At 41.9% G+C, this 12,018-nt stretch carries 10 protein-coding genes; 1 reads left to right on the forward strand and 9 read right to left on the reverse strand.

The genetic code is table 11. The annotated features are described in order from the left end of the window. Nucleotides 1-54 precede the first annotated feature (54 nt). Nucleotides 55-1,296: a flavodoxin-dependent (E)-4-hydroxy-3-methylbut-2-enyl-diphosphate synthase gene (ispG, locus tag D1093_RS00550; RefSeq protein WP_120099917.1), complete on the reverse strand. Its 1,242-nt coding sequence runs from the start codon at nucleotides 1,294-1,296 to the stop codon at nucleotides 55-57. Between the two features lie 929 nt (nucleotides 1,297-2,225). On the opposite strand from ispG, the gene D1093_RS00555 reads away from it, so the two are divergent. After that, on the forward strand, nucleotides 2,226-2,513 hold the full coding sequence (locus D1093_RS00555) for a hypothetical protein (protein ID WP_120099918.1): 288 nt from the start codon (nucleotides 2,226-2,228) through the stop codon (nucleotides 2,511-2,513). Between the two features lie 462 nt (nucleotides 2,514-2,975). Here the strand turns inward: D1093_RS00555 and D1093_RS00560 are convergent, their stop codons facing one another. The 8 genes from D1093_RS00560 to D1093_RS00595 all read right to left on the reverse strand — a co-directional run bounded on the left by D1093_RS00560 (nucleotide 2,976) and on the right by D1093_RS00595 (nucleotide 11,867). After that, complete coding sequence (locus tag D1093_RS00560; protein ID WP_078674196.1) at nucleotides 2,976-3,980, reverse strand: HlyD family secretion protein; 1,005 nt, start codon at nucleotides 3,978-3,980, stop codon at nucleotides 2,976-2,978. A gap of 24 nt (nucleotides 3,981-4,004) precedes the next feature. Next, on the reverse strand, nucleotides 4,005-5,636 hold the full coding sequence (locus D1093_RS00565; protein WP_120099920.1) for an MFS transporter: 1,632 nt from the start codon (nucleotides 5,634-5,636) through the stop codon (nucleotides 4,005-4,007). Between the two features lie 24 nt (nucleotides 5,637-5,660). Further along, complete coding sequence (gene atpC, locus D1093_RS00570) at nucleotides 5,661-6,077, reverse strand: ATP synthase F1 subunit epsilon (RefSeq protein ID WP_005774930.1); 417 nt, start codon at nucleotides 6,075-6,077, stop codon at nucleotides 5,661-5,663. A 125-nt stretch (nucleotides 6,078-6,202) separates the two neighbouring features. Then, nucleotides 6,203-7,810 (reverse strand): F0F1 ATP synthase subunit beta, encoded by a 1,608-nt coding sequence (gene atpD / locus D1093_RS00575; protein ID WP_005774931.1) that lies wholly within the window; start codon nucleotides 7,808-7,810, stop codon nucleotides 6,203-6,205. A 19-nt stretch (nucleotides 7,811-7,829) separates the two neighbouring features. Beyond that, nucleotides 7,830-8,756: a F0F1 ATP synthase subunit gamma gene (locus tag D1093_RS00580; protein ID WP_005774932.1), complete on the reverse strand. Its 927-nt coding sequence runs from the start codon at nucleotides 8,754-8,756 to the stop codon at nucleotides 7,830-7,832. A 20-nt stretch (nucleotides 8,757-8,776) separates the two neighbouring features. Further along, entirely contained in the window at nucleotides 8,777-10,312 is a 1,536-nt protein-coding gene (gene atpA, locus D1093_RS00585) for a F0F1 ATP synthase subunit alpha (protein WP_005774933.1), read from the reverse strand. Next, nucleotides 10,312-10,896: an ATP synthase F1 subunit delta gene (atpH, locus tag D1093_RS00590; protein ID WP_120099922.1), complete on the reverse strand. Its 585-nt coding sequence runs from the start codon at nucleotides 10,894-10,896 to the stop codon at nucleotides 10,312-10,314. The genes atpA and atpH overlap by 1 nt, the downstream gene beginning before the upstream one ends. Nucleotides 10,897-11,597: 701 nt before the next feature. Next, nucleotides 11,598-11,867: a hypothetical protein gene (locus D1093_RS00595; RefSeq protein WP_005774935.1), complete on the reverse strand. Its 270-nt coding sequence runs from the start codon at nucleotides 11,865-11,867 to the stop codon at nucleotides 11,598-11,600. Between the last annotated feature and the right edge of the window lie 151 nt (nucleotides 11,868-12,018).

Raw genomic sequence — 12,018 nt, forward strand, 5'->3', positions numbered from 1 at the left:
AGAGACCTTTCTTTAAAACAACGCAAGCTCTTTACTTCAACCTTGTGTCATTGTTTAACCCTGCCCAAAGCGTGTATGAATATAATCACTCAAAAGCTCTTCGAATTCTTCAGCAATGTGATCACCACGCAAGGTTTTTACTTTTTTTCCTTCAATAAAAACAGGAGCCGCTGGGCTTTCACCCACGCCAGGCAATGAAATTCCAATATCCGCATGTTTTGATTCCCCCGGTCCATTGACGATACATCCCATCACAGCCACCTTCAAACTTTCAACCCCAGGATATTTTTCACGCCAAACGGGCATATTTTTGTGTAAATCCGCTTCAATTTTTTGCGCCAATTGCTGAAAGACCGTTGAAGTTGTACGCCCACATCCAGGGCAAGCTGCAACCACGGGGAGAAATTGCCGAAACCCCATCACTTGTAAAAGTTCCTGCCCCACTTTTACTTCTCGTGTTCGATCACCACCAGGTTCAGGCGTTAATGAAATTCGTATCGTATCGCCAATCCCCTGCTGTAATAAAATGCCCAAAGCCACCGAAGAAGCCACAACCCCCTTTGTCCCCATCCCTGCTTCCGTTAACCCCAAATGAAGAGCATAATCACAACGCTCTGCTAAGGTGGTATAGACAGCAATAAGATCTTGAACATCACTCACTTTAGCAGAAAGAATAATTTTATCCCGTCCCAACCCCAACTCTTCTGCTAAAGCCGCCGAAAGCAAAGCCGACTGCACAACAGTTTCTCGCATCACTTCAGCCACCGATAAGGGATTTTCTTGCTGTGCATTTTCATTCATAAGCTGTGTCAACAACGCGTTATCAAGAGATCCCCAATTCACGCCAATGCGAATAGGTTTATGATACCGACAAGCAATCTCAATAATTTCTGCAAATTGACGATCTTTTTTTGCGCCAAAACCTACATTTCCAGGATTGATGCGATATTTTGCAAGTGCCTCAGCACACGCTGGATGCTCTGATAAAAGCTTATGGCCAATATAATGAAAATCCCCAACCAATGGGATAGAAAAACCTAATCTTTCCAATCGCTCCCGTATTTTTGGTACAGCTGCTGCTGCTTCATCACGATCAACAGTAATCCGAACCAATTGTGAACCCGCTTGCCAAAGAGCAGCCACTTGAGAAACGGTTGCATCAACATCAGCAGTATCTGTATTGGTCATTGACTGTACAACAACTGGGCTCTGCCCCCCAACCATTACATCACCAACAGAAACACCAACAGAGCGACGGCGCTCAAGAGGTTTCGACAAAGAATAGGTCGCGCTCATCAAGTCCTCAAATTTTTAAAACCTGCACTCTCAACCATCATTTACATCGACCTCCTCCACGCCTCAAAAGACGAAAACGAAAATAACACCACCCACCAATCTTAACAGATTGCTTAAAGCTTCATCTGTTACCCCCTGATGCAATTCAGCTCATAAGAGAGATTCATTTCACAGATGCCCCGGATAAAGTCCCACCACTCCTGTTCTCATTCACACTTTTACACTTAGTTTCTTCAAAAAGAAACTAAAATCAGACAGAGGCAAAACTGTATTTTTACACCTATACCTTACATCAACGTCATCGAAGAACAATATTTTACAACACAACAGATAACGCTTATCAAAGTACAATTTTTAAAAATGTTAAAAAACACACAGAACATACCATCAAATCAAGACAACATATTGATTTATAATCATTTATTTTACAAATTTGCTGAAAAACCAAAACATCGTAAGCTTCTCTCATTTCAAACCTGTTCATCATCAATCAAAGCCATGTCCCCTGCACACTACAAGCAACCATGGAGATAAACAACCATGGAGATAAAAACGAAAAAAAGTAAAAATGCTTGAAGAATTGTCTCCAAACTGTGAAACAAGGATAAGAAAATAAAACGACCAGCTTGATACCTTGATGAAATAAAGATGGGAATGCGCAACGAGCTTGATAGCCTTGACGAAGAAATTATCCTTTGCAGAAGATTGTACCTTATACCCTTTACACTCCCCATCATGAAATGGACGCAAGCATATTTAAAAAATGCCTTATTAAACCCAAACGCTTAATTTTCACCTCACTCCCAAAACACAATCCACCCCAAGTCGCATCATCAATGCAACCTTTCAATTTTTAAGCCGTTATAGCAAAACCCCAAACACAATTCCAACGATCATGCACACAATTTAACACATGAAGGAGTCAACAAATGCATCTATTTTCAACCAACGCTAAAAATGCTAAAATTAAAAAACGTATTGCACAATTAAAAAGAGAACTGGTCCCCGTAAATCATTGGAGTTCTCAAAATGATGGCTTTGAAAACATTTCTGAGCTGTTTAACACATGGAAACAAAAGGGGCGTCACGCACTTTACCACCTTAACGAACATGCAACAGAATTAAAGAAAAAAGCGAAAGAAAATCCTAAAAAAACCCTCGCATTAGCTGCAGGAGTCGTTTTGGCAAGCTTCTTGCTGATCCGCAAAAATTACTAATACCAACAATCTTCCCCCTTTTAATGCCCGACTCAAAGCGGGCATTTTTTTATTACTGATAAAGCACAATACTTTACGTCCCCTAACCTTACGCGCCCAAAAGATAAATTTTTCACCCCACAGTCTATCATTCAGCTTTTGATCGAGCAGGGATTACTGCACGCATGCAATCCACACCACCACATCTAAAAGAACAGCATGGTAAGAGACGACAAGCAAGCTTTTACGTATTATTCCATCCCCCTCTCATCCTCTTGTGACTGAGTTATTTCAAAAGAAATGGAAGGAATTAAAGAGACATGCGCTTTAATGTTTTTTAGAGCATTATTTTACATCATGACCAATAAGAGTTTTAAGAGCTTTAAAAGATAGAGCATCACAAACCAAACGAAATCTTCTAAAGTGAACAACCACTTACTATAAGAAAACGGTATAAAAATTAAATTGAAAAAACCCAAAATTTTATCCTCCAGAATCAACCCGCTGCGAAGTGTCCACATACGTAACTACAGACATCCCAGGAATGAGTTTTTCGATTCCTTCCTGTCCAGGATCTAAAGCAATCCGTACGGAAATACGTTGCGCAATTTTAATAAAATTACCAATTGTCGTATCCGTTTTTAACAATGAAAACTCTGAACCTGTCGCAGGAGCAAAACGAACCACACGCCCTGTTAACTTTTTGTTGTTCAATGCATCAACAGAAAAAACAACCGGTTGTCCCACACGCATCTGAGAAAGTTGCGTTTCTTTATAATTAGCAATAATCCAAATATCATCAGAAATAACGGAGACCAATTGCGTTCCCGGCATAACATATTGTCCTACCCTAGCGCCAACCAATCCAATATAGCCTGTTCGAGGCGATAAAATCTTTGTATGATCGAGATTGAGTTTTGCCAACTCAACCCCCACCTTTGCGCCCGCAACTTCTGACTGTAAACTTTGCCGTTCAAGATTTAATTGTTTTTGCAATTGCCGTTTTGTTTCCAATGCTGCCAAGAGTTGTGAAAGAGGACGAGAAACAGCACTTGCCGCATCACCAAAGCCTAACTTTTTATCAGGAACAACATTGGAGAATGCTCGTGAACGGGCCAATTCGACTTCTGCTGTATTAATTTCACCCTGCAAAAGCTGTGCTTGCAATTCAATACTGGCCAATTTTGCATTTTTTGAATCGAGAACAGCCTGTGCGCGTGCAAGCTGCTGACGAAAAAGAGAATCATCAAGCTCAAAAAGCAGCATTCCCTTTTCAACGCGTTGATAATCTTGCACATAAATCCGTGCGATCACCCCAGAGATCTGTGAACTAACCAAAGTAACATCGCCTTTAATGGAAGCATTATCCGTTATTTGAATATTGCTCACAAAAGGAGGAAGTCTCCAAGCCCACAAAATCAGCAAAACCCCCATAATACCTGACAGGAATGCAACAATCGTAGCCTTTGACCGTAATGCTTTTATCATTTTTTGCACCCCTCTTCTATGACATCACTCTTTTTCTAATGCACGCACAGAGCATGACTTAACAATCATTGTGACAAGAAAAATAACGAATACAACCATTGAAATATAAAAATAAAGCCGAAAAACGTCATCATAAGCAAAAATATTTGCTGTTAACTTAAATTTCTCTATCAATAGAGAAGTCCCCTGATCACTTCCCAAGCCATGAGCAACAGAAGCACCATAAGAAGGCGAAAATAAAGTATTCATCTCACCAGAAATAAGCGGATCAGTCACAACAATATTTTGTGTTAAGGACTCAAAGTTCTTATGGGCAAAATAAAACTGCAGGCTGCCAAAAAAAGCCGACCCCATCAATCCCCCCGTTACTTGTGTGAGTAAAAAAACAGCAATAAAACTCAAAACATAACGCGGTCCTCGCTCACCAGCGATCACAAACCCTTTAAAAAGCGCAGGAGGCAAAAAAAGTGCATAACTAAAACTCACCAATCCTTGGCTCAACATCATATCTTGTGGACGCGTTAAATGGTTTACACGACTATCTAAATAAGCGCCAAGAGCCAAACAACCCAAAGATAACAAATAAAAATAATCCTCACGCCCTGCCCGTAAAAAAAACACACAAACAGCCCCCCCTAACAGAGTCCCCAATGTCACTGCAAAATACATGGGTGCCATCTCGCGATTGAGCAAACCAAAAAGATTAAAAAAACCGAAGGGCAAATTGGATCGTTCCAACAAGAAAACATGAAAAATCAATAAAATAAAAACAGATTGAATCATTTCTTTACTGAAAATCCAACGCAGATCAATCAATGGTTTTTCTCTATTAAGCTCAATCATAATAGCAACAGCCAAAGAGAAAATAGCCAGTGCAAGCCCCCAACCAATCCACGGTGTTTCATACCACCAATACAAGATGCCAACAGACATAATCACAGCATTAAGACCAAGACCAAGAGCAATCAAACCATAGCTTATCCAATCTAACTTTTGAATAACCTTACTCCGGACAACAGGGGTCAGAGGCAACGTATAGATACAGACCAAACTGATGAGAACCAACCCCATTTCCAAAGCAGAAAGACTGGAAAATCCGCCATTTTCCAACAAATCAGGAGAAATCAAATGCGATAAAGGTGCTGCTAAAGCCGCATTCATATAATTCAAACTAAGACCAACAGTAAACTTTTTCGCTGGCGCAAAAGCCTCCATCATATAAAGTAACGCAAGCGAAGCCAAAGGCGCAGCAGCGATCCCAGCAAAAAAGCGAATAATCAGCGCAGAACGCAAATCGGTCACAAAGAGCTGCAACGCGCAAACCAAAACGAAGCCAAGGATCGACAGTTCAGCAAAAGCACGCAAACCAAATTGATAGCGAATTTTGATCAACATAATCGCCACACTGACATTTGGTGCCATATAGGCTGCAACCAACCATGTCGTCTCGGCTAAAGTTGCATGAAAATCACCGGTCAGATGGACAATATTAGACTGAACAATATTGGCTCCTAAGCCATAAGCCCATTGCAAAATAAGAGAAGCGAAAATATAAACAAAACATTTCGGCAAAGGTCCCGCAAAAACACGACCAGGACGAGGAAAAGGCTTTCCGCCCCTTTTGGCAGACATAACCGTACTTCTTTTTCCGCTCATGTCACCTTTTCCTAATATACCCTGCTACGCTTCTATCAACACAGAACCATCAGCTGACAATTGTTGGAAAAAAGCCTCGATTTTAGGATTGTCCGCATCACTCGTTCCCCCCTCTAATGTTGCTTGAACCTGCAAAATCTGCTGTTCTAAGGCATCAAAAGAAAGATGCTCCACAGCCACAACATGCTCGACCAATAAAGAGCAACCCGAAAAGGTAATATTTGCAACACCTCCGTAAACAGCAAAGAGCTTTTCTCCCACAGAGGTGCGAACACGAACAGCCCCCAACACAATGCTTGCCACCAATGGTGCATGATGTGCCATAACAGTCAAAGCACCAGAAGCGGAAGGAAGAACAACAGACACCACCTGCTCTGAAAACACCATCTTTTCAGGCGAAACAAGCTCAAACAAAAAACGCTCTTCTCTATTGTTTTCCACAAAAGTCTCCACAATACCCTGAAGGACTCTCCGCCCTCTTTACCAACTTATCTTTTTCAACAACTTGCCCTTATTTAACGACAAATATTCACGACAGATTTTTCCTCAAGTAAGAAGCTTCTAATTCAAGAAGCCTCTGCCATGAGACGTTTTCCTTTTTCAATGGCTTCATCAATCGAACCCACCATATAAAAAGCAGCTTCTGGCAAATCATCATAATCGCCCGCACAAAGACCTTTAAAGCCTTTGATTGTGTCTTCCAAAGGAACAAGTTTTCCTGGCGAACCCGTAAAGGCTTCCGCCACATGGAAAGGTTGCGAAAGGAAACGTTCAATTTTACGCGCCCGTCCCACCAACAATTTGTCATCTTCAGAAAGTTCATCCATTCCAAGAATAGCAATAATATCCTGAAGCGCTCTATAACGTTGTAAAATGGTTTGCACTTGACAAGCAACCGTATAATGCTCTTCCCCCACAATCAATGGATCCAACATACGCGAGAAAGAATCAAGCGGATCCACGGCTGGATAAATTCCCTTTTCCGCAATAGAGCGCGAAAGAACGGTTGTGGCATCCAAATGGGCAAAAGACGTTGCCGGCGCAGGATCTGTCAAGTCATCAGCCGGAACATAAATAGCCTGAACAGAAGTAATAGAGCCTATTTTTGTACTGGTAATACGTTCTTGCAAAGCCCCCATATCCGTTGCCAAAGTAGGCTGATACCCCACAGCAGAGGGAATACGACCTAAAAGAGCAGATACCTCAGCCCCTGCTTGTGTAAACCGGAAAATATTATCCACAAAGAAGAGAACATCTTGTCCTTCATCACGGAAGCTTTCTGCAATGGTCAATCCTGAAAGAGCCACACGCGCACGTGCTCCTGGTGGTTCATTCATTTGCCCATAAACAAGCGCACATTTTGAGCCTTCTGTTGAACCATTGTTTTCTTTTGGATTCACATTCACGCGGCTTTCGATCATTTCGTAATAAAGATCATTTCCCTCACGTGTCCGTTCTCCCACACCAGCAAAGACGGAATAGCCACCATGTGCCTTTGCAATATTGTTGATAAGCTCCATAATGAGAACGGTTTTTCCAACACCAGCACCACCAAACAAGCCAATTTTACCCCCTTTAGAATAAGGGGCTAACAAATCCACAACCTTAATACCCGTGACAAGAATCTCTGAAACAGTTGATTGTTCGACATATTCAGGTGCCTCTTGGTGAATAGAACGCGTTTTGGTTGAAGCGATTGGTCCCACATTATCCACGGGTTCTCCAATCACATTCATAATACGCCCCAATGTCGCTTCTCCTACAGGAACACTAATCTGTGCACCTGTATCCACGACCTTTTGTCCCCGCATCAGACCATCGGTCGTATCCATCGCAATCGTACGCACCGTATTTTCACCCAAATGCTGCGCAACTTCTAACACTAAGCGATTGCCTAAATTCTCTGTTTCCAAAGCATTGAGAATATTTGGCAATGCCCCTTCAAATTGCACATCAACGACAGCACCAATAACCTGCTTGATCTCGCCAACAGCGCCTTTTGCACGCTCTTCTTTTTTCACCGGTGTATCTTTAGCGGCACTACGCGCAGGCGCAGACGAAATCTTTACATTCACTTGAGATTTCGAAGCATCTTTTTTCACACCGGAACGAGCAGCTGGTTTCTTTTTTTCACCTTTTTCTGCTCCTTTACTTGAGGTTACTGCTTTTGCCATCAATCCTTACCTTTTCCATTTAAAGCGCTTCAGCGCCCGCAATAATTTCGATCAATTCTGTGGTAATCTGTGCTTGACGTTGACGATTATAAGCCACCGTCAATTTATTAATCATTTCACCTGCATTGCGCGATGCATTGTCCATAGCGGTCATCTTTGCGCCCATTTCACCAGCAACATTTTCGAGTAAAGCCCGAAAGATTTGCACTGAAAGATTGCGGGGCACCAGCGCCTCTAAAAGAGAAGCAGCATCAGGCTCATACTCATAAACAATCGCCTCATGAACAATTGATTGCGAATCTCTGCTTGTCTCTTTTTGTTCCACAACATCTGTTGCCTCAACAGCTGCTTTTGGAGCCCCCATTGGGATCAAGCCAAAAGCTGTTGGACGTTGATTAATCACGGAAACAAATTCAGAATAAAACAATGTACAAACATCAAAAGCGCCTTCATTGAACAAATCAACAATGCGTTGACTAATCACCAGCGCCTCTGCAAAACCGATTCGCTTTACAGCATGTAAATCGATGTGATCAATCATCAAACTTTTGTAATCACGCGATAAGATATCCGCACCTTTTTTGCCCACAGTGATAATTTTCACAATTTTACCAGCGGTCAACAGCGCTTTAATTTGCTCACGAGCACGACGAGCGATTTGCACATTAAAAGCACCACATAAACCGCGCTCAGCCGTACAGACAACCAAGAGATGCACATCATCGTGCCCCGTGCCCCGCATAAGAGCCGGTGCATCAACACCATCCACATCCCCAGCAACACTGGTTAAAATATCAGCCATCCTCTTCGCATAAGGACGTGCTGATTGGGCTGCCTCTTGTGCACGATGCAACCGCGCTGCTGCAACCATCTGCATAGCTTTGGTAATTTTCTGTGTTGCTTTAACCGAAGCGATACGGTCTCTAAGATCCTTTAGTGAGGCCATTCAAGCATTCCATCAATTCATCACGAAAAATTTTTTGCATAAGTGTTGAGAACAGTTATCAACTTATCTTTTAGCTCATCTGTTATCTGCTTTTGCTCAGCAATTGCTTTTAAAAGATCTTGATAATCACTCCGCAAAAGTACCAGAAGCCCCTGCTCAAACCGCGCAACATCAGAAACCGCTAGAGAATCAAGATAGCCATTCACCCCTGCGAAAATAACCACCACCTGTTCTTCTGTTTTAAGGGGAGAAAATTGTGGCTGTTTTAAGAGCTCTGTCAAGCGTGCTCCCCGATTTAAAAGCCGCTGGGTTGATGCATCCAAATCAGAACCAAACTGCGCAAAAGCGGCCATTTCACGATATTGCGCCAATTCCCCTTTAATCGATCCAGCAACCTGCTTCATGGCTTTAATTTGTGCAGCCGAACCAACACGCGATACAGAAAGACCAACGTTTACAGCAGGACGGATACCCTGATAGAACAAATTGGTTTCCAAGAAAATTTGCCCATCGGTAATCGAAATCACATTTGTCGGAATATAAGCCGAAACGTCATTTGCTTGCGTTTCAATGACCGGCAAAGCTGTCAACGACCCTGATCCATTTTCCGCATTCAATTTTGCCGCCCGTTCTAAAAGACGTGAATGAAGATAGAAAACATCTCCTGGATAAGCTTCACGCCCCGGTGGACGACGCAGCAAAAGAGACATTTGACGATAAGCCACTGCTTGTTTTGACAAGTCATCATAACCGATCAAAGCATGTTGCCCATTATCGCGGAAATATTCGCCCATCGCGCATCCTGCAAGAGGTGCTATAAATTGCAAGGGCGCAGGATCAGAAGCGGTTGCCGCAACAATAATAGAATATTCCAGTGCTCCACGTTCTTCTAAAACTTTAACGAATTGTGCCACCGTCGAACGTTTTTGACCGATAGCCACATAAATACAATAAACTTTATCCTGCTCTCGTCCAGCCCCTTTTTCATGGAACGGTTTTTGATTTAAAAATGTATCGAGCAAAATCGCGGTTTTTCCTGTTTGGCGATCACCAATCACCAACTCACGCTGCCCCCGCCCAATAGGGATGAGCGCATCAATAGCTTTTAATCCGGTTGACATAGGCTCATGCACAGACTGACGCGGAATAATCCCTGGTGCCTTAACATCAACACGACGACGCTCTGTTTCCTTAAGTGGTCCCTTACCATCTATAGGATTTCCAAGAGCATCAACCACACGGCCAAGCAAAGCGGGTCCCACAGGGACATCGACAATAGCGCCCAATCGCTTTACACAATCCCCTTCACGAATATCGCGGTCTGAGCCAAAAATGACCACACCGACATTATCAACTTCCAAATTGAGCGCCATCCCGCGCACACCATTTGGAAAAGCAACCATTTCCCCAGCTTGAACATTATCCAAACCATAAACGCGAGCGATACCATCCCCCACAGAGAGAACCCAACCAATTTCTGAAACCTCAGCCTTTTGGTCAAAGTTTTTGATTTGCTCTTTCAGAATTTTTGAAATTTCAGATGGTCTAATATCCATCAGCTGACCTCTTTTTTCAATGCAAGCCTAAGCGAAGACAATTTTGTGAGAAGAGACGTATCAATTTGAGACGCCCCGACACGAATGATTAATCCACCAAGAATTGTTGGATTCACAATGATATGTAGCAAAACTTTTCCCCCAATGACACCTTCCAAAGTCTCACACAATTCTTGTTTTTGTTGAGAACTCAACGGGCGCGCAGAAACAATTTGCGCAGTAAGTTGCTTCCGAGCGCGTGCAACACAACGCTGAAAAGCATGGAGAATACCAAATACAGCACTAAGCCTACGATTTGCTGCGATAACGCGTAAAAAATTACTAACAATCTGCCCTGCTTCTTTATCAGCAAATTTAATGTTTTCACAAACAGATTGCATCACCTTAATTTGCTCTTTGACTGAAAAGAACGGACTGAGCACGAAGTGTTTTAAATCTTCATTTTGCTCTAAGACAAACAAAAAATCTTCCACTGCCTTTTCAATTTTTTCAACGTTTCCTGCTTCTTGAACGCAATTAAAAAGCGCTTGCGCATAACGTTGATCTACCAACGGCAGCGGTATGAGAGAAAATGAATCCGACACGAAATACCGCCTCTTTCTCTTGAGCGACTCTCTGATAGTTATCAGATGATAATGAAACAGACATTCTCACTCTTAAGAATCTTCTTCTTAAAACCTCGAACGAAAACCATTCGGTTTCTAGCATAGACATAGCCGACTCGCAACACCACAAATCGCTGCTTTTTAAAAATTTTAAATAAAATATTCAAAATATTTTTGAAAAGGATTTTTTTAGATCTCCAAGATGGCATCACGGTTTTTTTATGCCTCTTTTTGACATTGTTATAAGCGATTTTCACGCTCTCTATTGTGCTTCAATTATTGTGCTTCAAGCGCTCTTGCCCTCCCAAAACAGTTTTTCTTTGAAGATTACTCCTCTTATCCTACAAAAGTTTTGCGAGAAGCGACTACTACTTTAAAAATCTATTATTTCAAATGAACAAGCAAAAAATAATAATAGATATCTCCTTAAAATTAACAAAAATGATCCTTTCGCTTTAAATGCCCTCTACTTTTTAAAATATTTCATCAAGTATATTTTCTTGCAAAAAAACTGCCCAAAAACACTTCTCATGTATCCACAGTTTCTCAAAGCTCAATAATGGTACCACCCGATACCCTAAAGATAGAAAGCCTTAACGGCTTTTTCATTTATACAAAGCATTTACATTATTGATGAGCAACATCATAAAATGAATACCAACACTCTGAGAAATATTTGCTCAAACAATTAGATGAAAGTAACCATAATGATATTCTTTTTTGGGAATACTCGATTGGGAATGCTCTGCTTTGCATGAAAAATCTGCTTCCATTAAAGAACGAAAGGAACAAAACTGTAAGAAATGGAGAATCTCCATTTCGCGACAGCACCCATGAAGGCGATAAACCGCCATTGAGCCCCCATCTTTACGTTTGATCAGAAGCAAACCAACGGCTCTCACCCATTGCCTCAATGTTGCGATAAACCCTTGACACTTGAAACAGTTCATAAGAGGCATGCCTTTCTTGCACAATTCCACACCACACAAGCGCCTCACCTGTAACGTGTAGAAGTTAAAACTCTTAATAAATCAATATGTTGTACGAATAAGGGTGATGTCTCTGTTGATTTATTAAGCAAGATATTTCCCCCCGGTGCAC

Source organism: Bartonella kosoyi (assembly GCF_003606325.2).
GTDB lineage: Bacteria > Pseudomonadota > Alphaproteobacteria > Rhizobiales > Rhizobiaceae > Bartonella > Bartonella kosoyi.

Coding starts and splice junctions, on each gene's coding strand:
- D1093_RS00555 (WP_120099918.1), top strand. CDS start 2,226: ATGCATCTATTTTCAACCAACGCTAAAAATGCTAAAATTAAAAAACGT.
- D1093_RS00595 (WP_005774935.1), bottom strand. CDS start 11,867: ATGAACTGTTTCAAGTGTCAAGGGTTTATCGCAACATTGAGGCAATGG.
- atpA (WP_005774933.1), bottom strand. CDS start 10,312: ATGGATATTAGACCATCTGAAATTTCAAAAATTCTGAAAGAGCAAATC.
- D1093_RS00565 (WP_120099920.1), bottom strand. CDS start 5,636: ATGAGCGGAAAAAGAAGTACGGTTATGTCTGCCAAAAGGGGCGGAAAG.
- ispG (WP_120099917.1), bottom strand. CDS start 1,296: ATGAGCGCGACCTATTCTTTGTCGAAACCTCTTGAGCGCCGTCGCTCT.
- D1093_RS00560 (WP_078674196.1), bottom strand. CDS start 3,980: ATGATAAAAGCATTACGGTCAAAGGCTACGATTGTTGCATTCCTGTCA.
- D1093_RS00580 (WP_005774932.1), bottom strand. CDS start 8,756: ATGGCCTCACTAAAGGATCTTAGAGACCGTATCGCTTCGGTTAAAGCA.
- atpD (WP_005774931.1), bottom strand. CDS start 7,810: ATGGCAAAAGCAGTAACCTCAAGTAAAGGAGCAGAAAAAGGTGAAAAA.